The 25,063-nt window shown below is 71.7% G+C and carries 22 protein-coding genes; 3 read left to right on the top strand and 19 right to left on the bottom strand.

All coding sequences use genetic code 11. From position 1 onward, the window contains the following. Nucleotides 1–9: 9 nt before the first annotated feature. Together CLV30_RS17570 and CLV30_RS17565 are read right to left on the bottom strand one after the other, a co-directional pair. Nucleotides 10–1,929: a beta-propeller domain-containing protein gene (locus tag CLV30_RS17570; protein ID WP_106538539.1), complete on the bottom strand. Its 1,920-nt coding sequence runs from the start codon at nucleotides 1,927–1,929 to the stop codon at nucleotides 10–12. Nucleotides 1,930–1,984: 55 nt separating this feature from the next. After that, entirely contained in the window at nucleotides 1,985–3,244 is a 1,260-nt protein-coding gene (locus CLV30_RS17565) for an FAD-binding protein (protein ID WP_106538538.1), read from the bottom strand. Between the two features lie 69 nt (nucleotides 3,245–3,313). Here CLV30_RS17565 and CLV30_RS27680 point away from each other — a divergent pair, with 69 nt between their 5' ends. Beyond that, nucleotides 3,314–3,967 carry a TRM11 family SAM-dependent methyltransferase gene (locus CLV30_RS27680; RefSeq protein WP_129710884.1) on the top strand — a complete coding sequence of 218 codons (654 nt, stop codon included), beginning with the start codon at nucleotides 3,314–3,316 and terminating at the stop codon, nucleotides 3,965–3,967. 13 nt (nucleotides 3,968–3,980) lie between these two features. Here CLV30_RS27680 and CLV30_RS17555 read toward each other — a convergent pair whose 3' ends face one another. Genes CLV30_RS17555 through CLV30_RS17490 form a run of 14 tightly spaced genes read right to left on the bottom strand, consistent with a single transcriptional unit; the run spans nucleotide 3,981 to nucleotide 20,119 of the window. Beyond that, complete coding sequence (locus CLV30_RS17555) at nucleotides 3,981–5,657, bottom strand: alpha-amylase family glycosyl hydrolase (protein WP_106538536.1); 1,677 nt, start codon at nucleotides 5,655–5,657, stop codon at nucleotides 3,981–3,983. Next, on the bottom strand, nucleotides 5,654–7,033 hold the full coding sequence (locus CLV30_RS17550; RefSeq protein ID WP_106538535.1) for an 8-oxoguanine deaminase: 1,380 nt from the start codon (nucleotides 7,031–7,033) through the stop codon (nucleotides 5,654–5,656). Before CLV30_RS17550 ends, CLV30_RS17555 begins: the two co-directional genes overlap by 4 nt. Further along, a complete protein-coding gene (locus CLV30_RS17545; protein ID WP_106538534.1) occupies nucleotides 7,030–8,004 on the bottom strand; it encodes an NAD(P)-dependent oxidoreductase in 975 nt (324 codons plus the stop codon). Before CLV30_RS17545 ends, CLV30_RS17550 begins: the two co-directional genes overlap by 4 nt. Then, nucleotides 8,001–9,200, bottom strand: coding sequence for an enolase C-terminal domain-like protein (locus CLV30_RS17540; RefSeq protein WP_106538533.1), 1,200 nt, complete (start codon nucleotides 9,198–9,200; stop codon nucleotides 8,001–8,003). Before CLV30_RS17540 ends, CLV30_RS17545 begins: the two co-directional genes overlap by 4 nt. Further along, a complete protein-coding gene (locus CLV30_RS17535; protein WP_106538532.1) occupies nucleotides 9,197–10,033 on the bottom strand; it encodes a carbohydrate ABC transporter permease in 837 nt (278 codons plus the stop codon). The genes CLV30_RS17540 and CLV30_RS17535 overlap by 4 nt, the downstream gene beginning before the upstream one ends. After that, entirely contained in the window at nucleotides 10,030–10,968 is a 939-nt protein-coding gene (locus CLV30_RS17530) for a carbohydrate ABC transporter permease (protein ID WP_106538531.1), read from the bottom strand. Before CLV30_RS17530 ends, CLV30_RS17535 begins: the two co-directional genes overlap by 4 nt. Nucleotides 10,969–11,001: 33 nt before the next feature. Next, nucleotides 11,002–12,330: an ABC transporter substrate-binding protein gene (locus CLV30_RS17525; RefSeq protein ID WP_106538530.1), complete on the bottom strand. Its 1,329-nt coding sequence runs from the start codon at nucleotides 12,328–12,330 to the stop codon at nucleotides 11,002–11,004. 16 nt (nucleotides 12,331–12,346) lie between these two features. Then, nucleotides 12,347–13,705 carry an amidohydrolase family protein gene (locus tag CLV30_RS17520; RefSeq protein WP_165358483.1) on the bottom strand — a complete coding sequence of 453 codons (1,359 nt, stop codon included), beginning with the start codon at nucleotides 13,703–13,705 and terminating at the stop codon, nucleotides 12,347–12,349. Beyond that, nucleotides 13,702–14,817 (bottom strand): NAD/NADP-dependent octopine/nopaline dehydrogenase family protein, encoded by a 1,116-nt coding sequence (locus CLV30_RS17515; protein ID WP_106538529.1) that lies wholly within the window; start codon nucleotides 14,815–14,817, stop codon nucleotides 13,702–13,704. Before CLV30_RS17515 ends, CLV30_RS17520 begins: the two co-directional genes overlap by 4 nt. Beyond that, nucleotides 14,814–15,767: an LLM class flavin-dependent oxidoreductase gene (locus CLV30_RS17510; RefSeq protein ID WP_106538528.1), complete on the bottom strand. Its 954-nt coding sequence runs from the start codon at nucleotides 15,765–15,767 to the stop codon at nucleotides 14,814–14,816. Before CLV30_RS17510 ends, CLV30_RS17515 begins: the two co-directional genes overlap by 4 nt. Next, nucleotides 15,764–16,642, bottom strand: a complete 879-nt coding sequence (locus CLV30_RS17505; RefSeq protein ID WP_106538527.1) for an FAD binding domain-containing protein — start codon at nucleotides 16,640–16,642, stop codon at nucleotides 15,764–15,766. Before CLV30_RS17505 ends, CLV30_RS17510 begins: the two co-directional genes overlap by 4 nt. Continuing rightward, nucleotides 16,639–17,106, bottom strand: a complete 468-nt coding sequence (locus CLV30_RS17500; protein ID WP_106538526.1) for a (2Fe-2S)-binding protein — start codon at nucleotides 17,104–17,106, stop codon at nucleotides 16,639–16,641. The genes CLV30_RS17505 and CLV30_RS17500 overlap by 4 nt, the downstream gene beginning before the upstream one ends. Beyond that, nucleotides 17,103–19,445 (bottom strand): xanthine dehydrogenase family protein molybdopterin-binding subunit, encoded by a 2,343-nt coding sequence (locus CLV30_RS17495; protein WP_106538525.1) that lies wholly within the window; start codon nucleotides 19,443–19,445, stop codon nucleotides 17,103–17,105. Before CLV30_RS17495 ends, CLV30_RS17500 begins: the two co-directional genes overlap by 4 nt. After that, nucleotides 19,442–20,119 carry a GntR family transcriptional regulator gene (locus CLV30_RS17490; RefSeq protein ID WP_106538524.1) on the bottom strand — a complete coding sequence of 226 codons (678 nt, stop codon included), beginning with the start codon at nucleotides 20,117–20,119 and terminating at the stop codon, nucleotides 19,442–19,444. The genes CLV30_RS17495 and CLV30_RS17490 overlap by 4 nt, the downstream gene beginning before the upstream one ends. A gap of 94 nt (nucleotides 20,120–20,213) precedes the next feature. On the opposite strand from CLV30_RS17490, the gene CLV30_RS17485 reads away from it, so the two are divergent. Further along, nucleotides 20,214–21,401 (top strand): MFS transporter, encoded by a 1,188-nt coding sequence (locus CLV30_RS17485; protein WP_165358484.1) that lies wholly within the window; start codon nucleotides 20,214–20,216, stop codon nucleotides 21,399–21,401. 71 nt (nucleotides 21,402–21,472) lie between these two features. Here CLV30_RS17485 and CLV30_RS17480 read toward each other — a convergent pair whose 3' ends face one another. Both CLV30_RS17480 and CLV30_RS17475 read right to left on the bottom strand, forming a co-directional pair. Continuing rightward, on the bottom strand, nucleotides 21,473–22,249 hold the full coding sequence (locus CLV30_RS17480) for an ABC transporter permease (protein WP_106538522.1): 777 nt from the start codon (nucleotides 22,247–22,249) through the stop codon (nucleotides 21,473–21,475). Next, nucleotides 22,246–23,250, bottom strand: coding sequence for an ATP-binding cassette domain-containing protein (locus CLV30_RS17475; protein WP_106538635.1), 1,005 nt, complete (start codon nucleotides 23,248–23,250; stop codon nucleotides 22,246–22,248). Before CLV30_RS17475 ends, CLV30_RS17480 begins: the two co-directional genes overlap by 4 nt. A 75-nt stretch (nucleotides 23,251–23,325) precedes the next feature. Here CLV30_RS17475 and CLV30_RS17470 point away from each other — a divergent pair, with 75 nt between their 5' ends. Continuing rightward, the gene (locus tag CLV30_RS17470; protein ID WP_205740550.1) at nucleotides 23,326–24,276 is read left to right on the top strand and encodes a helix-turn-helix transcriptional regulator; all 951 of its coding nucleotides are present in this window, start codon (nucleotides 23,326–23,328) and stop codon (nucleotides 24,274–24,276) included. 120 nt (nucleotides 24,277–24,396) lie between these two features. Here CLV30_RS17470 and CLV30_RS17465 read toward each other — a convergent pair. After that, a partial coding sequence (locus tag CLV30_RS17465) for an HNH endonuclease signature motif containing protein (RefSeq protein ID WP_146154799.1) occupies nucleotides 24,397–25,063 on the bottom strand: 667 nt, incomplete at its 5' end.

The raw sequence follows: 25,063 nt of genomic DNA, 5'->3' as shown, positions 1-25,063 counted from the left end.
CGGGCATCGTCACAGGTCGGTCCACCCCTGCGGTTCGAGGTCGTCCAGGTCGTTGGCCTGCAGCCCGTCGGTCCACAGCGTGTAGAGCGTGTCGCCGATGACCAGTGAGCGTTCCAGGTCGCCGTGGCCGCCGGACGGGGCGTCGTCACTGCGGGCGACCATGCCCTGCGCGGCGAAAGATTCGTCGTCCACCCGTAGCACCAGCGCACGGCTGGAACCGCCGGCGTCGAGCGGGACGACCAGCTGCCGGGTGTCCGGCCAGTAGAGGAACCGGCGCGAGTCTCGTTCCACCTGTGACCAGGCGTCCGGGACGACGTGCCCGTCGAGCTTCGTGGGCGCGGACGGATCGCCGACGTCGAACAGCGACACCTGGGTGCCGACGGTTCGTCCCTCGGCGGTGGCCTCCTGCCCGACGCCTATGAGGCGGTCGTTGCCGACGTCGTGCAAGTACGCGGAGTAGCCGGTGATCTTCAGCTCGCCTCGCACGGCCGGGTTCGCCGGGTCGGAGAGGTCCAGCACGTACAACGGATCGATCTGGCGGAACGTGACGACGTAGCCGGTGTCGCCGACATAGCGGACCGAGTAGATGTCCTCGCCCTTGCCGAGACCGCCGACCGAGCCGACGCGTACCAGTTCGTTGCCGCGTTCGTCGAGCGTCACCAGTGCGCTGACCTTCTTGCCGGCCGACGATTCGCTTCGGTGCGTCGTCGCCACCCGCAGGATGCCGTCGTGCTCGGACATCGCGTGCCGTCCGATGATCCGGCCCCGGACCTCACCCGAGGCCAGGTAGTCGGCGGCGTCGTCGCCTGCGATGTCGAACGCGTGGATCCCGGTGTCCACGTCGCCGCGCGGTTCCATCATCGCCGACCACTCGGGCAAGGGGGCCGAGTCGCCCCAGCGGGTGGTGGCGACGTAGAGCCGCTCCGCGCTCGCGTAGACGGTCTCGCCGCGGGCGAGCACACCCACTGCGTCGCCGTCGGACAGCCCTTCGGCGGTGATGTCCAAGGTCAGCACGCTGAGCGTGGAGAAGCCGGCGAACTCCGGCGGCCGGTCCAGGCGGTCGCACCCGACGAGCTGTCCGGACGTCTCCCGGTCACCGTTCGTCAGCTGGTACGAGGGCAGCCAGTCGTTGATCGTGGCCGACGCGATGATGTCGCGGTTCCGGGCGATCAGCTCGTCCTCGTCCGGCCTGTCCGCCCCTCTGGGCAGAGGGAACGAGAGCCCGGGGTGCGACCTCACGACCAGGCGGACCGTGCCGTCGACCATCCGCGCGTCCAGATAGTCGCCGTCGACCCGCAGCGTCGAGTCGACCTCGGGATCGGACGGGTCGGCCAGATCGACCAGCAGGACCTTCGTCGACGCTCGGGACGGCCCGTGGGCCGGCGGAGCGACGGATCCTTCCAGGGACGCGCCCGACGAAGACGTCGCGGGCTCATCCAGGGGGACCATCCGGTGTTCGCGCAGCAGCACGAGCGCGTGGTCGCCGGACAGCAGCAGGTTCGCGTTCACGTACTCGGTGCCCAGCGACAGCCGGCCCACCGCTTCGGGGCTGCCGTCGGCGACGTCGACGACGCGCAGGTCCGAGCCGGTGACGGTGACGATCATCCGGCCGTCCGTCTTGACGACGTCTGGCTCGTCGACACCTGCCTCCTGGACGTTGGTGGTCGAGTGCGGCACCTCGGCGGACGCGGCTGCGCCCTCGGCCACGGCACCCGAGTCCAGGGTCACCATCCGGTTCCCGTGGCCGAGCCCGTACGGCCCGACGCGCTGGCGCGCTTCGCTGGTCAGATGCGCGAGCACTTCGTCGCACGCATCGAAGGACACCAGGCCCATGGTCGCGACCGGGGCGGCGTCGTCACCGTCGGAACCGAACGAACAGCCGGCAATCAGCCCACAGGCGGCAAGACCGGCGAACCACCGTCGTCTCATGGTGCTTCGACGGCATGCCCGGCCCGACGGTTCCGCCGCCGACGCCGTCGGTGATTCAGCCGATGTGCTGGTCGACGAACGCGTTGCCGAACGTCCCCCTCGGGTCGAGCTCGTGCCGCAGCGCGCGGAAGTCGCTCAGCCGGGGGAACAGCGACCGCAGGTGCCCCGGTTCGTGGGTGAACAGCTTGCCCCAGTGCGGGCGGGCGTAGTACGGCGCGAGCTGCTGTTCCATCAGCTTCAGCACCGGCATCACCGCGGCGGCGTCCCGGACCCACGTGAAGTGGAACGCGACGACGTCCTGCCGGTATGCCGGGCTGAGCCACTGCTCGTCGGCCGCGACCGTCCGCAGCTCGCAGATCTGCAGCACCGGAGCGATGTGCTCGCCGATGCCGTGCAGCGCCCGCAGCGCGTCGGCCGCGGCGGCACGCGGGACCAGGTACTCCGACTGCAGCTCGGCGCCGTTGCTCGGCGTGAAGTCCAGCCGGAAGTGTGGGAGCCGGTCGTACCACGGTCCCGGGACTCCCAGCTGGCCGGTGCAGCTTTCGGCGGACATCCCCGGAACGGGGTGGTGCGCGCTCGCGGCGCGCCGGGCGCCCATCCAGTCCGGATCGGGGCCGGCGGGGTCCACGTCGTCGACACGGCTCTTCAACCAGGCGGTCATGGTCGGTGCGACGAAGTCGGTGAACAGGCTGACGCTGTACGCGCCGGCGAAGATCTCGTCGGCGTTCTTCTCGAAAGTGTCGAGTGCCAGCCCTTCGTACACGTCCTGGCGAACCTCGAACGTGGGGACGACGTCCAGGGTCATCCGGACGACGATGCCCAGCGCGCCGAGCGCGACGACCATGCCGCCGAAGCGCTCGGCGTCCGCGTCCCGGTCCACGGTGACGAGTTCGCCGTCGGCGGTGACCATCTCGAGGGCGGACACGGCGGAGGCGAGGCTGGCGTTGCCGTCACCCGAGCCGTGGGTCGCCGTGGCCACCGCGCCGGCCATCGAGATGTGCGGCAACGACCCGAGGTTGTGCATGGCGAAGCCGTGCTCGTGCAGCTCGCGGCAGACCTCCCCGTAGCGCATGCCGGCGGCGACGGTCACCGTCGAACCCGCGGCGTCGACGGAGACGGTCCGCGGTAGGTCCGCCAGCGACACGAGGTCGCCGTCGGTGTTCGCGACCTGACTGAACGAGTGCCGGCTGCCCAGCGCCCGGACCCTGGTGGAGGCGGCGACGATCTCGCGCAGCTCGTCCTCCGATCGCGGCGCGTGCACCCGCCGGGCGTCGTAGCTGAAGCTGCCGGCCCAGTTCGTCCGATCCGTTGTCACGCCGGGAAGAATAACCGCACTCGGCTGCCCGGCGGGCGCGCTGCCGACCGCATCGACAAGGATGTGCTCATGCAACCGTGGCTGCGCCAGTGGAGTTCGGACCTGGCGAACGAGCGTTTCCGGCACGCCGACGAGGACGTGCACTTCACCGAGAACCTGGCGCGGACGGTGATCGAGGAGTTCACCGGGCCCGGCGACGTCGTCCTCGACCCGTTCGCCGGGTACGGAACCACGCTGGTCGTCGCGGGCCGGCTCGGACGCCGCGCCGTGGGGGTCGAGCTGCTGGGCGACCGGGCCGAGCTGGTGCGCGGTCGTCTCGGCGGCACCGGACAGGTCATCCGCGGCGACGCGCGCCGGGTGGCGTCGCTGGTGCAGGGGCCGATGGACCTGTGCCTGACCTCGCCGCCGTACATGGCGATGGTGAACCACCCGGAGAACCCGCTGAACGCGTACGAGACGCTCGACGGCGACTACGCCGTGTACCTGCGCGAGCTGACGGACGTGTTCGCGCAGGTGGCGCAGCTGATGCGGCCGGGAGGGCACGTGGTGATCAACGTCGGCAACATGCGCGACGACGGTGTGTTCACGCCGTTGGCATGGGACGTCGCGCGCGAGGTGTCCGCGCATCTGACGATGGTCGGCGAGACGTTCCTGTGCTGGGACGAGCAGCCGGAGTGGCTGACCGGCGACTACTGCCTGGTGTTCCGGCGCCCCACCGGCTGAGGACTTGCCGCGGTCACGACCGCCGGTACCAGCGGTACTCGTACGGCCCGAGCTCGACCCGGCCCGTTTCGGTCCGTCCGGTGAGGACGTCCCGGCGCCGGGCCCAGCCGGGTAACGAGTCGACGTCCACCGTGCCGGCCGACACGTTCGTGACGCACCACATCTCGCCGTGCTCGTTCTGCCTGATCAGCGAGAACACGCGCGGATCGACCGGCTCGACGTGATGCGGCGTGTACGGGTCGAACGCCGGGTGGTCGCGGCGGGCTCGCAGCAGCCGGCGATGACCCTCGACCGTCACGGCCCGCGCGCCGCGGGGATCGGCCAGCTCCGCGTCGAGCCGGTCCAGGGCGAGCCGTTCCCGGTTGATCGAGCGCCTCTCCGCCGTCACCGACGGTCCGTCCCGCCACGAACGCGACCCGAGGTGACTGTGGATGTAGACCCCCGGCACGCCCTGCAGGGCGAACTGGATGGACGCCGCCGCCAGCATCCGTCCGGCGATCTCGCGCCCGTCCTGGCCGGGGTGGTCGGCGAGTGCGTCGGCGTAGTTGATGTTCAGCTCGTACGGCACGACGGTCCCGTCGTCGGTCGTCCGCCCGGACCAGTCACCGCCGAGCCGGCGAGCGCGCTCGGCGAGGGCGGCCACCCGCTCGGGCCCGATGATCGGCGAGGCGGGTGTCATGCCGATGCCGTCGTGGGAGGCGAGGAAGTTGAAGAACGTCGTCTCGCCCGGTGTCTGCAGGTTCGCCGCCCAGTTCGACAGGTCAGCGGCGCTGCCGCGGGTGAACGCGTCGAGCACCAGCGGCGGCAGCGAGAAGTTGTACACCATCTGTGCTTCGTCGTGGCCGTCGCCGAAGTAGGCGACGTTGTCCGCGTGCGGCACGTTGGTCTCGGTGACCACCTGGACACCCGGGGCGATCCGGTCCAGGAAGGCGCGGACGAGCTTGACGATGGCGTGCGTCTTCGGGTGGTGCAGGCACGGTGTGCCGAGCTCCTTCCAGACGAACCCGACCGCGTCCAGGCGCAGCATCCGGGCGCCGTTCGCGACGTATCCGGCCAGCACGTCCAGGACCGCCTCCAGGACCGCGGGGTTGGAGAAGTCGAGGTCGACCTGGTCGGCGGAGAACGTGGTCCACACGTGCGCCGGGCCGTCGGCGGTCTCGAAACGGGTGAGCAGCGGGTGCGTGCGTGGCCGGAAGACCGCGCTCAGGTCGGCGGCCGGGTCGACGACGTGGAACCAGCCGGCGTGTTCGGCGTCGCCGGCCAGGAACCGGCGGAACCACGCCGACTCCGCGGACACGTGGTTGAGCACCAGGTCGACCATGAGCCGCCGGTCGCCGGCCAGGGCGGTCACGTCGTCCCACGTGCCGTGGGCCGGGTCGACGGCGGTGAAGTCGGTGACCGAGAAGCCGCCGTCGCCGGAGGACGGGAAGAACGGCAGCACGTGCAGGTGGGTGTACTCCGGCGCGTGCTCGCCGACGACCCGCCGCAGCGTCCGCAGCGGCGGAACCGGCCCGTTCCGGACGGTGTCGGCGTAGCTGATGAGAACGGCGTCCGCGCTGTCGAACCGGACCCGCCGGTCGTTCACGGCGACCGGGTAGCGCTTCTCGAGCCGGTCGGCGAGGTCGTCGGCGGTCCGTCCGTCGTAGACGAAGGCCAGCAGCTCGCGGATGCCGGACGTGGCGGCGGTCATGCCGTCAGCTCCGCCGACCGGGCCCGATGCTCGGCGGTCAGCTCGTCGACGTCGACGGTGCGCAGTCGCCCGTCCTCGACCACCCGGCGCCCGTGCACCCACGACTGGTCGACGTGTGCGGTGCCGCAGAGGACCAGTGCGGCCAGCGGGTCGTGTTGACCGGCGAAGCGCAGCCGGTCGAGGTCGACGGCGACGATGTCGGCGGCCTTGCCCGGCGCGAGCGTGCCGATGTCGTCACGGCTCAGCACCTCGGCGCCGCCCGCGGTGGCCAGGCGCAGCATCTGGCGGGCGGTCAGCAGGCGGTGCCCGGCGGAACCATGCCGTATTCCCCCCATTCCCTTCATTCCTGCCATGACCCGGGCGAGCAGCATCGCCTGCCGCACCTCGGCGAACATGTCGGTCGAGTCGTTGGACGCCGCGCCGTCGACGCCCAGGCCGACCCGGACGCCCTCTCGGAGGAACTCGCCGAGCGGGGCGATCCCGGACCCCAGGCGCATGTTCGAGGTCGGGCAGTGCGCGACCCCGGTTCCGGACCCCGCCAGCGACCGGATCTCGTCCGGGGCGAGGTGCACCGCGTGCGCGAACCACACGTGCTCTCCGCTCCAGCCGAGCGACTCGAGGTAGGGCAGGGCGGGCGCGCCCACGGCCGCCACGCACCGCTCGGACTCGCCGGCGGTCTCGGCGAGGTGCGTGTGCAGTCCGATGCCGTGCTCGCGCGCCAGCGCGCCCAGTTCGCGCATCAGCTCCGCCGACGTGGACAGGACGGACGGCGGGCCGGCGGCGATGCGCATCATGGCGCCGGCCTCGGGGTCGTGGAACGCGCTGACGGCCCGTTCGGTCGCGTCGACGATGGCGTCCTCGCGCTCGGTCAGCACGTCGGCGGCCAGGCCGCCCTGCGACGCGCCGACGCTCATGCCGCCGCGGGTGAGATGGGCGCGGACACCGACCGGCGCGACGCCGTCGACGAGGTCGTCCATCCGGATGCCGTTCGGCCACACGTAGTGGTGGTCGGCGACGGTCGTACACCCGGACAGCGCCAGCCCGGCGGCGCCCAGCCGCCCGGCCGTCCGGACGCCGTCGGGTGTCAGCTTCTCCCACAGCGGGAACAGCGCCATGAGCCAGTCGACGAGCGCCGCGTCCTGCGCGGCCGGCACGGCTCTGGCCAGGCTCTGCCAGAGGTGCTGATGGGTGTTCACCAGGCCGGGCAGCACCACGTGCCCGGACAGGTCGACGGACTCGTCGGCCGCGTCCGTGATCTCGCTGGTCGTGCCGATCTTCTCGATCCAGCCGTCGCGGACCAGCAGGGCGCCGTCGCCGATCTCCGCGCCGGTCATGGTCGCCAGCAGGTCGATGGAGTGCAGACGCAGACTGCTCATGACGGGCCTCCGGCAGTGTCGACCAGGTGCAGGATCTCGCGCCCGGACAGCGCGCGTCGCAGGTTCTGCGCCACCACGTCGTCGAGGCGACGGCGGGCGTCGACGGTCCGCGCCGCCGCATGCGGGCTGAGCAGCACCTGCGCGGTGGACCGCAACGGAGAACGCGGCGGCAGCGGCTCCACGTCGAACACGTCGAGGGCCGCCCTCCGGTCCGGGGCGGCGGCGAGCCAGTCGACCAGGGCCGCTTCGTCGACCACCGGTCCGCGGCTGGTGTTGACCAGGACCGCGTCGGTCTTCATGAGCGAGAGCCGGTCGGCGCCGAGCAGTCCGGTGGTGGCCGGTCCGAGCGGCACGTGCAGGCTGACGACGTCACTGTCGCGCAGCAGCTCGTCGAGCGGCACCTGGCGCGCACCGTCCGGAGGGTCCGCGCAGGACCTGCGGTGGTGGAAGAGCACCGGAGAACCGACCCCGGCCAGCAGGTGCGCCACCGCGCGGGCGGTGCCGCCCATGCCGACCAGCCCGACGGTCAGTGCGCCGAGCTCGCGACCGGGGTCCGGGCGCGGCCAGTCGCCGTCGGCCATCGCCGCGTGGGAGCGGTGGGCGTCGCGCAACAGCGTCATCGTGGCCATCAGTACCCACTCGGCCACCGACCGGCTGTTACTGCCGGCCGTGTTCGCCACCGGCACGCCGTGCGCCGCCGCGGCGGCGAGGTCGATGGTGTCGAGGCCCACCGACGGCTGCTGGATCAGCCGGCAGTTGCGCATCGCCGCGATGACGTCACCGGTGAGGGCCCGCTCGCCGGACGGGTCGGCCAGCACGATGTCGGCGTTGCGCACGAGATCCGTGGTGGCGACCCCCGGCGACGGTTCGAGCACGCTGACGCCGTGTGGTGCGGCCATCGCGCCGACCGTGTCGGCGTCGTAGCGCCACAGCGACGCCACCACCGGTGTGCTGGGTATCGCGCCGGTCATGGCAAGGGCTCCGCGTCGACGATTCGGTCCTGGTCCAGCTCCATGCCCAGGCCGGGCTGCGAGGGCACGTCGATCATGCCGCCGGAGGGCGCGATCGGCTCCGCGAGGAAGTGCTGGTAGAGCGGGCCCAGCTTGGCGAGGTACTCCATCTCCGGGGTGAGATGCGGCGACGTGGCGAACGCCAGCGCGGCGTTGCACTGCAGGGACTGCCCGTGCGGAACCATCGGCACGCCCGCCGCGCCGAGGATCGCGCCGATCTTGGTCACTTCGCTGATCCCACCGGCCCAGTGCGGGTCCGGCTGACAGACGTCGAAGACGCCGTCAGCGACCAGCCCGGCGAACCCCCATCGGCCGTACTCGTGCTCGCCGCCGGCGACGGCGACCGTGCTGCCGGTGCGGCCGAGCAGATCGCGTACCCGACGGTAGCCCCCGATGTCGTCGGTGTCGAGCGGCTCCTCGATCCAGCGCAGCCGCAGGTCGCGGCAGGCCCGGGCCACGTTCACGGTGAACTCGACGTCCCACGAGCTCCACGCGTCCAGCATGATCTCGAGGTCGTCGCCGGCCTCGGCCCGCACGGTCTCGACCAGCTCGGCGACGGCACGCACCCCTGCCTGCCCGTCCGGCGGTCCCCATCGGGGGAACCACTTGACGCCCTTCGCCCCGGAGTCGACGACCTCGCGGGTGACGCGCCGGACGGTGTCGTGATCGAGCGGCGTCCCGAGCGTCGACACGTAGACCGGGACACGCTGCCTGGTCGGCCCGCCGAGCAGGACGTGGCACGGAACCCCGAAACGCCGGCCGCGGATGTCCCACAGCGCGCAGTCCACGGCGGACAGGGCGAGCATTCCGGCGCCGCGCCGCGCATGGATGGACGAGCGGCGCCCGATGTCCCAGATCCGTTCCGTCGCCAGCGGGTCGGCCCCGAGGAGAAGCCGGCGCAGCGTGGCGTTGATGATGTGCGCCTGGTCGGCGGAGATGTGCGCCGTCGACCCGGTGACGCCCTCGTCGGTGTCGATGTGCAGGAAGATGCTCTCGACCCGGTAGCGGCCCGGCCCGGTGCGCGGCAGGTCGACGGGGCCGGTCGCGGCGAACTCCGGGTACGCGTCGGTGGGGCGCCGCAGCCGCTCGGGCCAGAACGGCTCGGGATGGTGCAGCTCGCCGGTGTAGCGCACGCATCGGACGTCGGTGATTCTCATCCCTTGACCGAGCCCCCGGCGAGTTGGGTGAGGAACCGTTGCAGGAACGCGAAGATCAGCACCACCGGGATCACCATCAGCACTCCGGCAGCCATCAGCCGTCCCCACTCGGTGGAGTACTGCCCGATCAGTGAGTTCAGCCCGACCGAGAGCGGCCGCAGTTCGTCGGAGTCGATGAACGTGTTCGCGTACAGGAACTCCTCCCACACCTGGATCACGCAGAACGCGGCGGCCGCCGCGACCGCCGGCATCGTCGGTGGCAGCACGACCCGCCACAGCGCGGTGAGGCGGTTGCAGCCGTCGATCATCGCGGACTCCTCCACCTCGACGGGCACGGTGAGGAAGTAGTTGCGCAGCATCCAGATGCAGAACGGCATCGCGAACGTGGTGTAGACGACGACCAGCCCGACCCGTGTGTCCAGCAGCTGGGCCGTGCTGAGCATCTTGTACAGCGGCACCGCCAGCAGCACGGCGGGGAACATCTGCATCGTCACGATGGCGATCAGCAGCATCCGGTTGCCGACGAAGTTGAACCGGGCCAGGCCGTAGCCGGCCAGCACGGCGATCAGGATCGCGATCGACGTGGTGCCGACGGCGATGACCATGCTGTTGACGAAGTAGGTGACGAACGACGTGTCCTGCAGTCCCTGGTAGTTGCCCAGGTACAGCCCGCCGGGCAGCCAGCTGTCCGTGAGGCCGCGGATCTCGGCCGGCGTCTTGAAGCTCGAGAGCACCATCCACCCGAACGGGACGAGCACGGTCGCGAGGACCACGGCGACCAGCGCGTACAGCCCGGTCCGGCGCAGGCGGGGGTGGGATGCGTGTGCGTTCATCTCCGCCTCCCCTCGACGATGTAGAAGTACACGCAGCTGACCAGGAACACGAAGACGAACAGGACGACCGCCACGGCGGAGGCTCTGCCGAAGTCGAACGCCTGGAACGCGTACCTGTAGGCCAGGGTGGTCAGCGTCTCGGTGCTCCCCGCCGGGCCGCCGCGGGTGAACAGCCAGATGCCGGCGAAGTTGTTGATCGAGTACGCGATGGTGAGGACGCTGGCCATCGCGATGCTGGTGCTGATGTGCGGCATGATGACGTAACGGAACCGCTGGAACATCGTCGCGCCGTCGATCAGGGCCGCCTCACGCACCTCGTCCGGCACCGACTGCAGACCCGCCAGCAGGATGACCGCGACGAACGGGGTCCACTTCCAGACACTGATCAGGATCAGCACGGGAAACGCCAGCTCGGTGTCGGCCAGCCACAGCGGTGGCTCGCTGACCACGCCCGTGGACAGCAGCAGTTCGTTCAGCGGGCCGCTGGAAGGGTCCAGCATGAACCGCCACATGAGCGCGACGACGACGGTCGGCACGACCCACGGGATGATGACGACGCTGCGCACCACCGCGCGGGCGCGCATCCGCTGGTTCAGCACCGAGGCGATGACGAGTCCGACGAGCACCTGGAGGACCAGGTTGCCGAACACCCACAGCACGCTCCTGACCGCGGTGCCGGCGAAGTCGGGGTCGCCGAACACGGCCCGGAAGTTGTCGAGCCCGACGAACTCGCCCTGGCCGGGCTCGGTGGCGACCTCGTGGTTGAAGCTCGTCCAGATCGCGTTCCCGACCGGGTACGCGAGCATGATCACGAGCATCACGACGGCCGGTGCGACGAACGCGAACGGGGTGAGCCGCCGGCGCAGCGGGATCGGGCGCTGCTGCGCCGGCGGCGGCCGCGAAGCGGAGTCGCGGACAGGCGTGGTCACGGTCATATGTCGAACCCCCGTATCGGAGGACCTCCGGTTCTAGCCGGCCAGCACCTTGTCGACCCGGGTCTGTGCCTGCGCGAGCGCATCGAGCGGTGCGGCCTTCTCGTGGATGACGCTGTCCCACGTCTCGGCCATGACGCCCCACTCGATCTCGCCCCAGTTCGGGATGGACGGACGCGCGACGGCGACCTCGGCCTGCTCGGCGAACGTCTGCCGGGTCGGGTCGCCCTGCACGTAGTCGGTCTCGAGCACGTCGCGCCGGGCGGACATCCGGGACACACCCTCGAGGACCGAGCGCTGCTCGGAGCTGACCAGGTACTCGATCAGCTTCCAGGCCGCGTCCGCGTTGGCCGACTCGGCGGACACGGCCAGCGCGTTGCCACCGACGACGGTCGCGCTGCGGTCCCTGCTGGGCAGTGGAGCGACGGCGTACTCGAGCTCGGGGTTGATCGCGTCGATCGAGGCGATCCCCCAGCCGCCTGTGGTCATCATCGCGACCTTCTCGGTCACGAACGGGTCGGTGTAGGCGTCCCACGACTGGGTGACGGTGAGGAAGGTCGGCGGCACGACGCCGTGGACCAGGTTGAGGTCGGCGTAGAACTGCCACGCCTCACGGCCCGCGTCGTCGTTGAACGCGGCCTTGGTGAGGTCGTCGGTGAGGATCCGCCCGCCGTTCTGCCACAGCCAGGGCCACCACAGGTACGCGCCGTAGCCCAGCGCGCCCATCATGAAGCCGTACTGCTCGTCGTGGGTGAGCTCGAGCGCGGCGTCGAGGAGGCCTTCCCAGCTCGTCGGCGGGGCGTCGATCCCGGCCTCGGAGAACATCCGCTTGTTCCAGAACAGCCCGACGTTGTTCGTGTCGTACGGGACGGCGTACTGGCGTCCCTCGTACTGCGCGGACAGCACGTTGGCCTCGAAGAAGTCACCGGCCATCGGGGCGAACCGGTCGGTGATGTCGGCGAACAGGCCGGAGGCGCCGAACTGGGTCACCTGGCTGACGTCGAGGAGCATGACGTCCGGGCCGCCACCGCCGTTGATCGCGGTGGTGATCTTGTTGACGAGGTCGTTCGCGGGGAACGGTTCGAACGTGACGTCGGCGTCGGAGTAGTTCTCGAGAGCCTTCACGAACGGGGCGTCGCCTTCGGACCAGGCGTTGCTGCCCCACACGGTGAGACTGTCACCACCACCACCGTTGCCGCCGTTGCCTCCGTTTCCGGAGCCCACGGTGCTCGACGATCCGCCGCAGCCGGCCAGGGCGGCCCCGGCCAGCGCTCCGGCGCCGAGGCCGAGGAACCGCCGCCTGTCCAGGGCGAACGGATTGCCGGCACGGTGCTGTCCAAGGGCGACGCTGCTCTTGCGTGTCATGTGGTGCCTCCTCGTGTCATCGAGAACTCGCACGTTGCCCAGCCGGGCCGGGCGGGGTGGCGGCGTGTTCACCGCCGGGACGGAGGTCGACGCCTGCTGCGGAGGCGATGGCGGCCGTGGCCGCCGCGGCGCGCTCTGCTACCTCGTCATGGCTGACTCGGGTCAACTGTCCGTCACGGACGACGGCCTTGCCGCCGATGTAGACGTCGGTGACGTCGGTGCCGGTCATGCGGTGGATCAGGGTCCACAGCGGGTCGGCGACCGGCTGTAGTTCGAGACGGTTCGGGGACGCGACGACGGCGTCGGGCCAGGCGCCGGGTGTGGGGTCGGCCGCGGGGTCGGCACGGTCGCCGCTGGCGAGGGACGCCGCGGCCGTGGTCGCCATCCGGAACGCCTCGGCGGAGGTCAGCACACCCGTGGCTCCTGCGGCCTGCGCCTGGGCGTAGACGGCCTGCCGGATCTCGGTGAAGCCGTCCACCATGCCGTCGATGCCGAGCCCGACGGTGACGCCACGATCGATCAGGTCTCGTATCGGCGCGAATCCCTTCGCGAAGCGCAGATGGTTCGAGGGGCAGTAGGCCACGGCCGTGCCGGTGTCGGCAACCAGCTGCCGCTCCCGCTCGTCCAGGTGCACGCAGTGGACCAGCACCGTGCCCGGACGCAGGAACCCGAGCGAGTGCAGCAGTTCGACCGGGCGCATGCCGTGCTCGGCGAGGCAGGCGTCGACCTCCGCGGCCGACTCGGCGACATGGGTGTACAGCCGCATCCCGAGCCGGTCGGCGGCGGACACCGCCGCCCGGTAGACGTCCGGCGACGACTGCCGCAGCGAGACGGGAGCCAGGAACAACCGGTCGGCGGGTACGGCGTCGTCGGCGATGCGGGCGACGTCGTCGATGGTCACCGAGGGGTCCTGCAGCACGGCCGGATGACCGGAGTCCATGAGCCCGACGGCCAGCGACGCGCGCAGCCCGACACGATCGTGGCCGGCGGCGGCCGCTTCGATCATGCCCGGGACGTGAACCGGGTAGATGTGGTCGATCGCCGAGGTCACCCCGGACAGGACCATCCGGGCCGCGCCCTGGGCGGTCAGGTCGCGGTAGTGCTCGGCGGTGGCGGCGGCGCCGGCCGCCCCGGCCCGCTCGATGATGGCCGGCAGCGGCATCGTCTCCGCCTCGCGGGTGGCCGGGAGGAGCGAGCGCAGGTGATCGTGGGCGTTGGCGAGACCGGGCAGGACCAGTTGCCCGGTCACGTCGACGACGTCGCCGGCCGCCTCCGCGGCACCGGCGGACGGGCCGGTGCGCACCGTGACGTCCGTGGTTCCGGTGTCACCGTCCGCCGCCAGCACCGTGCCGCCGGTGAGGCGGACGCCGGTCACCACCAGCCCTCCTCGGCGGCGGCGACGAGACCGTCCCGGTCGTGCCCGTCCAGGCCGACGCGGGCGAGTGTGCGGCCCTCGGCGAACAGATCGCGGCCCAGCGCGATCGACGCGAGGTGGGTCAGGCTGTCGACGGTCGGGGTGGGCACGCCGACGGCGCGGCCGATGGAGGAGAACAGCACCAGCGCGTAGGGGACGTCCTCGGTGACGTACCGGCTGGACAGCGCGTCGGGCCCGCACCGGAAGGTGCTGTCCGAGAACGTGCTGGCCTGCAGCAGCTCGAAGAACGACGAGGTGCCGGCCGGGGCGAACCCCTGCTCGACGAGGTAGTCGGCGTAGCGCTTCGTGTTACGCACACCCAGGGCTTTCCGCAGCTCGAACAGCTCGCCGTCGAGGGTCTCGATGATCCGCGCGACACTCGGTGACGCACCCTCGCCCCAGAGGAGCATCTTGCCGTTGCGGCCCTCGACCACGCCGAGGTTGCAGATGATCGGGGGGACGTGGTCGATGGCGTTGAAGTTCAGCAGGACCGTCTCCCACACGTTGTCGGCGGCCGACATCCAGGGCCACACCGCGCGGGCGGTGTCCACCAGGCCGCGGTCCGGTCCGAGCACCGACACCAGCGTGCCGCCGGCCTTGCGGGAGGCGCTGACGATGCCGGGCCCGCGGACGCGCGCGCCGTACGGGAGGCTGTTGGTCTCGCCGATCTCGACGTCCGGGCGCCTGCCCGCGCGGCGCAGCGCGTCGGCGAACACGAGACTCCCGCCGCCTTCTCCGACCCACAGCACCCGCTGACCGTCCACGACGGCCGCGGCGAGCAGCTCGGCGAACGTGGTGTGACCGAACGCCGGGACGCAGACGACGATCAGTTCGGCGCCGCCGACGGCCGCGGCGGGGTCGGTGCTGGTGGCTGCGACGGGTGCCGGCACCGCGCCGTGCCACGGCGTCTTCAGCACGACCTGCCCGGCGGCGGCGATCGTGTCGAGGCCGGACGCGAACGCCGGCAGGTCGGCCAGCGTCACGTCCACGCCGTGGTGCGACAGCTCGACGGTGCAGGCGAGCGCGCCGGCTCCGGAGCCGAGGACGGTGGCGGTCGAGGGCAGCGCGCTCATCCGTGCACCGCCTCGGCGAGACGGGTCATGTGGTCGGCGACCTCGTCGGCCGTGCCGCCACCCACGGAGAGGATGACCGAGTCGACCCCGCGCGCGTCGAGCCGGCCGAGCTGTTCGCGGACGTGCGAGACCGGCCCGGCGATGCCGAACGCGGCGGCGATGTCGTCGGTGACCAGCTCGGCGGCGCGTTCGCGCCCGTCCGTGCGCACGGCCTCGCGCAGTGCGGCGACCTGGTCGCGGGGTAGCCCGTACACGTCGATCAGCTCGTCCGCGTAGGAGCCGCCGGCCATCATCAGGCAGCGGGGGCGCAGCCGTTCGTAGGCTCCGCGCTGGTCGTCGCCGACCTCGACGTCGAGCATCAGGCACACGTCGGTGCCGCCGCCGGTCTTGTCGCGGACGTAGTCGATGTGCGTGTCCGAGATGCCGTGGGTGATGACGCCGTCGGCGATCTCACCGGCCAGGGCCAGCATCTTCGGGCCGCGAGCGGCCAGGTGGACCGGGGTGCGCGCGGCGGGCCAGCGCAGCGCGGAACCACGGGCGCTGAAGACGTCACCGGCGACGTCGGCGCGGCCGGCCAGGAGCTCCCGGACGATCCGGGTGGACTCCGCGATGGCGGCCAGCGGCCGCTTGATGGAGATCTCCATCTCCTGCCCGAACTCGTAGCCGCCGCTGCCGAGGCCGAGCACGAAACGCTCGCCGGCCAGCTCGCCGATGGTCCCGGCGAGGCTCGCCAGCAGCGTGGGGTGACGCAGGAACGGGCTGGCCACCGCGGTGCCGAGGGTCGGCGTCTCGGTGTGCTCGGCCATCAGCGTCAGGGCCACCGCGACGTCGCGGTTGTAGTAGTGGTCGGCGAGCCACAGCTCGTCGAAACCGAGCTTCTCGGCGTGCGCCGCCAGGGCACCGACGTGGCCGATCGGTCGATCGAGCGGGATGGTGATGCCGTATCTCATGGCTGGGCGGTGTCCCCTTCTCGTAGCTGCCGCGTCGCGGCCGGTGCAAGCTCTCGCACCAGTCCGGCCAGTGCGTCGGCGCGGTACCAGGCGCTTGCGCGCAGGTCGTCGATGGGCGCGATGTCGTCGTGGACGGCGGTGGCCGCGGTGTCGACGCACGTCGCGTCGAGCGTGTTCAGGGCGGCTTCGGCGCGCGGGCAGCGCACGACGGTCGGTGCGACCGCGCCCGCGGCGAGGCGGACGTCGTGCAGCGCGACGGCGCCGCCCGGCTCCGTGCCGGAGCGGGGAGAACCCGGCGACCACGACCACGCCAGACTCACGACGGCGACGGCCAGTGCCCGGCGGTAGCCGAGCTTGCGGAAACCCGAGTGCGGCACCGGCGCGAGGTCGGCGTACTCGATCCACTCACCCGGCCGCAGCGTCGTGCGCCCGGGGCCGGCCAGCATCTCGCCGACGGGCACCGACCGGCGTCCGTCCGCGCCGCGCACGCCGAGGACGGCGTCGGTCACGACCAGCGGCGGCACCAGGTCCGCGGCGGGTGAGCCGTTGGCGATGTTGCCGCCGAGGGTGGCGCGGTTGCGGATCTGCGGAGAGGCGAACTGGGCGATGGCGTCGGTCAGCGCTACCGGGACCGGCTCCGGCGAGCGGGCGATCGCGCTGATCGGTGCGGTCGCCGACACCCGGACGCGGCCGTCCGCCAATCGCTCGACCGGTGGCCGCGGGTCGTGGATCGCGGTGAGATCCACCAGCTCGCCGCGCACGCCGTCCAGGCCGTGTACCAGCAGGTCGGTGGCCCCGGCGAGCGGACGGCCGCGGGCGCAGAGCGCATCCGCCGCCGCGGGCGTGTCGGCACGGGCCAGGGCGCGGCCGGTCATGCTTGGTCCCCGTCGTCGGCCGTGGCGAGCACGGCGGCCACCAGCTTCGAGTACCCGGTGCAACGGCACAGGTTCCCGGACAGGGCCTCGCGGACGCTGCTCTCGTCGACGTGGTCCGCCCCGGCCAGGTGGGCCGCCGCGGACACGACGACGCCGGGAATGCAGTAGCCGCACTGCAACGCCTGGTGGTCGACGAACTCCTGCTGAAGGCGGCCGAGCTCGCCCGCCGGGGCGAGGCCCTCCGCGGTGACGACGTCGCGCCCCTCGGCCTGCCCGGCGAACACGAGGCAGGAACAGACCGGCTCGCCGTCGAGCAGGACGGTGCAGCTACCGCACTCGCCGATACCGCAGCCCTCCTTGACACCGCGCAGGCCGAGGTCGTCACGGAGCACGTCGAGCAGCCGCGCGCCGGGGTCGTGCCCGCGCGCCGGGGTCCCGTTCACCCTCATGCTGTCGCCGCTCATGACGCACCCTCCGCGGGCTCGGCGCTCATGTTCTCTGGTCGCGCTCGGGTCCTCGCTCGCTCCGCTGCGCTCCGCCGGCCACTCCGCTCGCTCGTCCCCTCGCCGCTCATCGCCGACAGGCCGGCCCGCACCCGCTCCGGCGTCATCGGCAGGTGCCGCGGCCAGAAGCCGGTGGCGGATCCCACGGCGGCCGCGATCGCCGGCGCGGTCGGCACGACGACCACCTCGGACATCCCCTTGGCGCCGAACGGGCCGGTGTTCTCGTGCCCGGTGACCAGAACGGTCTCGATGGGCGGAACGTCCATGGCCGTGGGGATCAGATAGTTCTCCAGGCTCGTGGTGACCGGGACGCCGGCGTCCAGCCGGTACTCCTCGAACAGCGCGAAGCCGACGCCCTGGGCGACGCCGCCCTCGGCCTGCCCGACCGTGGCGCCGGGGTTCACCGCGACGCCGGCGTCGACCGCGCACACCACGCCGTGAAGCCTGATCTCACCGGTCAGCGTGTTCACCTCCAGCCGGACCACCTGCGCACTGCACCCGTAGACCGCGTGCGGCGCGTAGTCGGCCAGCGCCTCGGGAGGGATCCGGCCGATGTCGTCGACGTCGGGGAGAACGAACTCGGCCTCGTACTCGGCGCGGCCGGACGCCACCAGATGCGCGGCGACGTCGTCGAACGAGGCCCCGGTGTCGACACCGGGCTCGTCGAGCACGGCACGCAGCCGGCCGCAGACCTGGTGCACCGCCGAGCCTCCGGCGTACATGCTGCGCGAGGCCGCGGTGGCGCCCGACTCCGGCACGAGCTCGGAGTCGCCGACGTGCACCCGGATCCGGTCGTGGTCGATGCCGAGCGTGTCCGCCGCGATCTGCCGGTAGGCCGTGCCGATGGCCTGCCCGGTGTGGTTGGGGCCGGCCCAGATGTTGACCGTCCCGGTGGCGGAGACGATGAGCCGGGCCCGTGCCGTGTCGCCCTTCCCGCTGCCCATGCCGACACCCTTGATCGCCATCGCGATGCCGGTGCCACGGCGCCAGGGACCGGCCGAACCGGCGGCCCATGCGTCGCGGTCGCGCCACCACGGATGCGCGGCCGCCGCGTCGAGCGTCTGGCTGGCGCGCAGGCTGCGGCTGACGGTGTGCCCGTAGAGGCTGTGTGCGTCCCCCGGCCGGGTCAGGTTGGCGCGGCGGATCTGCACCGGGTCGAGGCCGAGCTCGACCGCCGCTTCGGAGACGGCGGTCTCGAGCGCGAACGCCACCTGCGGCGCGCCGAAGCCACGGAACGCGCCGGCGTTGGCGTTGTTCGAGTACGCGACGGTGCCGTCGAAGCGCGCGTTCGGCGCCGCGTACGGCCCGCTGGACAGCTCGGCGGAGGTCTTCAGGACGTTGCGGCCCGCGGTCACGTACGGCCCGGTGTCGGCGACGGCCCGGCTGTCGATCGCGCGCAGCGTCCCCGCCCGGTCGAACCCGAGCCGGACGCGCGTGCGGTAGGGGTGCCGCTTCGGCCCGGCGACGATCGTCTCCCGCCGCGACAGGTGCAGGTGTACGGGGCGGGTGGTGTGCCACGCGAGCAACGCCAGGTACACCGGTGCGGGGTCGTCGTTGCGTGACCCGAACGCGCCGCCGACGGGGTTGCTGACCAGCCGCACGTCGTCGAGATTCAGGCGCAGCGCGTGCGCCACCAGCTTGCGGTGCAGGCCCGGGTTCTGTGATCCGCACCAGACGGTGATCTTGCCGAGATCCCACTCGGCCATCCCGCCCGGCGTCTCGATGGCGACGTGCTCCTGCGCCGACGTGGTCGTGTCGACGTCCACGACGAGGTCCGACGACGACAGAGCGGTGGCGACGTCTCCCGACTCGAACGTGAGGGTGCCGGCGACGTTGCCCCGCGGGTGCACGGTGACGGGCGCGGGCGAGTCCGGTCCGTCGACGACCGGCAGCGGCTCGTAGCCGACCTCGATCAGGTCGGCCGCCCGGCGCGCCGTTTCGGGATCGGCCGCGGCGACGAGGGCGATCGCCTCGCCGACCTGGCGGACGACGTCGCCGGCCAGCACGGCGCCGTTCTCCGAGTCGGTGCCGAGCTGATTGCACGGCACGTCGCCGGCGGTGAGCACGGCCACCACGCCGGGCTCGGAGGCCGCCCGGGCGGTGTCGACGGAGACGATCCGGGCGTGGGGGTGTGCCGAGCGATGGACCGCTCCGTGCAGCATGCCGTCGACCCGACGGTCGGTGACGTACTCGAGATCGCCCGCCACGATCGCCGCCGCGTCGTCGGCCGGGAGGGACCTGCCGACGACGCCGGTGTGCGCCGGAGCCCTCGAGGTGCCCTGAGTGGTCTCCCGGGTCACGACGGCGTCTCCTGGATCTTGAGCTGGCGGACCACGTCGTCGCCGAGGCTGAGCCAGTTGCGTTCGACGAGCTCGCCGATCCGGCCGACGTCGGATGCCTCGCACGCGGCGATGATCTGTTCGTGGTCGTGCGCCGAGGCGTGGCCGGCGGCATCGTCGAAGAGCGCGTACTCGAATCTGCGCACCCGCGGCGTCAGCTGGTCGAGCAGCTCGGCGAGGACGGGGTTGCCGGACAGCTCGATGAAGACGTCGTGGAAGGCGGTGTCGGCGTCCATCATGCGGTCGCGGTCGCCGGACTTGGTCGCCTCGAGCAGGTCGGCGTTGTGCCGGTGCAGACGTTCGACGTCAGCGGCGGTCAGCGCGTCGACGGCGAGCCTGGTGGCCAGCGCGTGCAGCTGGGCCACGACCGGGAACACGGCCGCCGCATCGGCCGCGTCGACCTCGGTGACTCTGGTGGACGCGCCCGGGATCGCCTCGACCAGGCCCATGGCCTGAAGTTGCTGCAGGGCCTCGCGCACGGGCGTGCGGCTGACGCCGAGCTGTTCGGCCAGCTCCGAGTCGTTCAGCCGCTGGCCGGGGGCGAACGTGCCCGACACGATGTGGCCCTGTAGCTCGGTGAGCACCCGTTCGCGCAGGGACACCCGCCGTAGTCGGTTCAGCTTCACTCCGGACACGCGGTGAACATAGCAGAGCTTCCGAACAATATGAAGAGTGCAATATATTGCGTATCATCAACAGGCACTGCCGCCGAGAGCGAACGAGACGAGCGTGACCGACACAGCCCAGGCGCGATCGCTGTCCGTACGCGTCGTCCTCACCGTCGGCATCGGGCTGGTCGTGCCGTCCCTGCCCGCCTTCCTGATCGGCGCGACCGCCGCGCAGGTCCGCGACGACCTGGGCGTGTCGGAGGTGGTGCTCGGGGCCGCCGTCGCCGTGCTGTACATCGCCGGAGCCGCGGCCGCGCCGTTCACCGGGATCCTGGCCGACCGCCGCGGCGCCCGCACGAGCATCGCACTGGGGTCGATGGTGAGTGCCGGAGCCATGACCGGCATCGCGCTGTTCGCCGAGCGGTGGGGCGGACTGATGATTCTGATGGCGTGCGCCGGTGTCGGGATCGCTCTCGTCGACCCCGGCCTGACCCGTCTCGTCGCCGGGTCGGTCCCCGCGGGCCGCCGAGGGATGGTCTTCGGCATCAAGGAGGCGTCGATCCCGCTCGCCACGATGGTCGCCGGGTTCGCGGTGCCGACCATCGCGGTGACGGTCGGCTGGCGCTGGGTCTTCGCCGTCGGGCTGGTGCCGTTCGCCGCCGTCATGCTCCTGCTCGCCACCGCCGGGCCGTCGCCGCGTGACGCGGCTCCCGCTGCCGCTGTGGGGTCGGGGCCGCAGCACAGTCCCGGACGCACCGCCACGCTCGCGCTGGCGCTGGGGGCCGCTCTCGCGTCGATGGCGGCGACCGGGATCAGCGTGTTCCTGACCGACAGCGCCGTCTCGGCGGGGCTGAGCCAGTCGTACGGGGGGTTCCTGCTCGGGGTCGCCAGCGTGGTCGGCGTGGTCGTCCGGATCGCATCGGGGATGCTCGCCGATCGCCGCCCCGAAGCGGCCACGGCGCTGATGCCGTGGATGCTCGTCGCCGGCTCGGTGACGATGCTGCTCGGCGCGACCGGGACGGCGGTTCTTCTCGAGGTCGGGGCGGTCGGAGCGATCGCCGGTGGCTGGGGGTGGACGGCGCTGTTCTTCCTGACGCTCGTCCGTGCCGACCCGCTGCGGCCGGGAGCCGTGGCCGGGATCGGGCTGTCCGGGCTGGCGATCGGGAACGCGCTCGGACCGATCGTGTTCGGAGCGCTCGCCCAGTCCGTCTCGTACTCGGCGGCCTGGGTGCTGGCTGCGGCCGCCGCGGCGTCGGCGGCCGGGGCGATGTACGCCGGCGGTCGCCTGCTCGCCGTGCCGTCCTCGTGACCGTCGACCTTCCGCACCGCGGCGCGGAAGGTCGACGGTCACGAGGAGTTGCGTCGTCTTCGGGTGCCGGCTCAGGACGAGCGGCGCATCGCCCGCGTGCCGACCGCGAGGCCGAGTGCGGCGACCCCCACCGCGGCAAGTGCGCCGGCACCCAGGGTGTCCAGGGCGAAGTCGCCGTTGAACAGCGCGCGTTCCGCGTCGACCACGTAGCTCAACGGGTTGAACTCCGCCATGGTGCGCAGCCAGCCCGGGCCGCCGTCCACCGGCAGCAGGATCCCGGCCAGCAACAGCAACGGGAACAGCACGGTCTGCTGGACGGTCCAGAACAGCCACTCCTGGTTCTTCGAGGCGAGCGCCAGCGTGTACGACAGGGCGCCCAGCCCCACCGCCGTGATCGCCAGGATCAGCAACCCCAGGACCGCGCCACCCAGATGCAGGTCGAAGCCGAACGGCAGGCAGGCGCCGACGATGATCGCTGTCTGAACGATCAGCGGCACGGTCTCCTTCAGCGCGCGGCCGATGATCAGCGCCGGCCGCCGCAACGGTGTCACCAGCATCCGCTCGTGCGAGCCGGTCTGGATCTCGAACAGCAGGTTGGATCCGGTGAACGAGGTGCTGAACAGGCATGACATGACCACGATGCCGGGCACGAACCACTGCAGGGCGGAGCCCTGGCTGCCGAGGTCCGGCAGTAGTGGCGCGAACAGGCCGAGGAAGATCAGCGGCTGGATCATGCTGAAGATCACCGAGAACGGGTCCCGCAGGACCGGTCGCAACTCGCGGCTGAGAACGGTGGCCGTGTCGGACACGATGGTGGTGGCGCTCACGGGCGCGATGGTCGTACTCATGCTGCGATCTCCTGCTCTGTGGTGGCGGACTCGTGCGTGCCCGCGGGTTCGGCGCCGCCCTCGCGCAGGCTGCGGCCGGTCAGGTTGAGGAAGACGTCATCGAGTGTGGGCCGGGCGACTTCCACCGATGAGACGGCCACGCCCTGCTCCCCGATGCCCCGCAGCAGCCCGGGGACGACCTGCGGGCCGCCGACGACCCGGACGTGCACCGTGGCGCCGAGGGTCTCGACATTCGCGCCGGGGATCCGCCGGGCGACGTCGGATGCGGCGCGAGCGTCGATCTCGGCGCCGAAGCCCAACGTGACGTGGTCGCCGGAGTGGTTCGCCTTCAGCCGGGCGGGGGTGTCGTCGGCGATCACCCGGCCGTGGTCGACGACGACGATCCGCTCGGCCATCGAGTCCGCCTCGTCGAGGTAGTGCGTGGTCAGCACGATCGTGGTGCCGTACGCGGCGCGCAGGTGGACGATGTGCTCCTGCAGCCGCGCCCGGTTCTGCGGGTCCAGGCCAGTGGACGGCTCGTCGAGGAACAGCAGTTCGGGTGCGTGGATGAGACCCATGGCGATGTCCAGGCGCCGGCGCTGTCCGCCGGAGAGTGAGGAGACGGTCCGGTCGGCGACGCCCGACAGGTCCAGCGACTCGACGAGCTCGTCCGCGCGCTGCCGCGCCGCCGTGCGTGACATGCCGTAGGCGCGGCCCTGGCTGATCAGCTCGTCGCGGCCGCGCTGGCTGTGCGCGGCGCCGTTGCCCTGGCCGATGTAGCCGATACGTCGCCGTACCTCGCGCTGCTCGCCGACGACGTCGTGCCCCGCGACCCGCGCCGTCCCCGACGTCGGCGGGATGAGCGTCGTGAGCATGCGCAACGTGGTCGACTTGCCGGCGCCGTTCGGGCCGAGCACGGCGACGAGTTCGCCTTCGTCGACCTGCAGGTCGAGTCCGCGTACGGCTTCGACCGTCTCTTTCTTCACCGTGAAATGCCTGGTCAGTCCGTGGGTTCGGATCATCGCTGTGTCCATGTCGACCACGGTAGAGTTCATTCAGGCCACTTTCTGACCTCAATGACCGCGAGGATGAGTCTCATGGCGAACACGAGCGCACGGATGCTGCGGCTGTTGTCGTTACTGCAGACGCATCGGTACTGGCCGGGGACGGAACTCTCCGAGCAGCTGGCGGTCAGCGCACGGACGTTGCGCCGCGACGTCGACCGGCTACGCGAGCTGGGCTACCCCGTGGACGCCACCCGAGGGGTCGCGGGCGGTTACCAGCTTCGGGCCGGTGCCGCGTTGCCGCCGCTGCTGCTGGACGACGAGGAGGCCGTGGCCATCGCCGTGGGGTTGCGCAATGCCGCCGGTGGCGCCGTCGCGGGTATCGGCGAGACGTCCGTGCGGGCGCTCACGAAGGTGACGCAGGTGCTGCCGCCACGGCTGCGCCGGCGCGTGGACGCCTTGCAGACCTACACCGTGCCGGCCGTGTTCGGTGGCGGCCCGACCGTCGAGGCGCAGGACCTCACCGTCATCGCGCAGGCGTGCCGTGACGACGAGCGGTTGCGCTTCGACTACCGGACGCGGGACGGCGAACAGGCGACCCGTCAGGTCGAGCCGCACCGTCTCGTCTCGCTCGGGCGCCGGTGGTACCTCGTGGCCTGGGACGTCGAACGCCACGACTGGCGAACCTTCCGGGTGGACCGGCTCGCGGGCGCGACCACTACCGGCGCCCGGTTCCGTCCCCGCGAGCTGCCGGCCGACGACGCCGCGACCTATGTCCGCGACCGGCTGACCTCGATACCGACGCGGTACCGGGTCGTGGTCGACGTCCAGGCGCCGGCGGCCACCGTGCAGCGCGCCGTGTGGGACTGGGGAACCGTCGAAGCGCTGGACGAGAGCTCGAGTCGGCTGACCATGAACGTGGACGCCCTCGACTGGCCGGCCTTCGTGCTGGGGACGGTCGGCGCCGACTTCTCCATCGTCGAGCCGCCGGAGCTGCGTGACCACCTACGCCAGCTGGGTGAGCGCTTCATCGAGTCGACCTGACTGACTCAACGTCCACGACCTCTCGTTCCACCGAGCTCACGTCAGAGCTCGTGCCGATTCCGCTGATCCGTTGTCGTGGTGCTCATGGGTGCGGTGATCAGGCGGCACCCGTCGTGGTGATCATGCCGCGCGATGGTTCGGGCCGGCGCGGGGTTGGGTGGTGAGGTGGACGAGTCGGGTGACGAGGTGCCGTGTCGATTCGGCCCGGGCAGCGAAGACGGGCTGTCCGGCTGGGTTGGTGAACACGAATCTGCCGGGTCCGATGGTGTGGATGTGCCAGCCGCCTTCGTGGACGGTGGTGTGGTGGTGCCTGCACAGCAGCACCATTTCGTCGATGTCGGTCGAGCCACCGTTCGACCAGAAGGTCACGTGGTGTGCTTGGGTCCATGCGGCGGGGCGGTCGCAGCCGGGGAAGCGGCAGCCGCGGTCGCGGATGCGTAGCGCTTTGCGTTGTGCCGGGGTGGCGGTGCGGCGGGTGCGGCCGACGTCGAGGGGCTGTGAGTCGGGTCCGGTGATGATGCGGGTGATGTCCGCGTCGCAGGCCAGCCGGCGCACGGCCTCGCCGCGGAGGATCGTTCCATCAGGGAGTTCGCCGTGTCCGCCGGTCCGTGCCTGCAGGGTGTCGAGGTCACACGTGACGTTCAGGTGTGGCGCCTCGCCACCGGCGGTGGGCAGCTCACCGCTGTCGAGCTGGCGCCGGGCGAGCTCGACGAGCGCGTCGGCGCGTCGTTGCGCGGACGTGCGCATGTCGCGGCCACCACCGCGGCCAGCATCCTCACGACCAGCA

It is taken from the genome of Haloactinopolyspora alba (genome assembly GCF_003014555.1).
GTDB lineage: Bacteria > Actinomycetota > Actinomycetes > Jiangellales > Jiangellaceae > Haloactinopolyspora > Haloactinopolyspora alba.
This window is presented reverse-complemented; position numbering and strand designations above follow the sequence as displayed.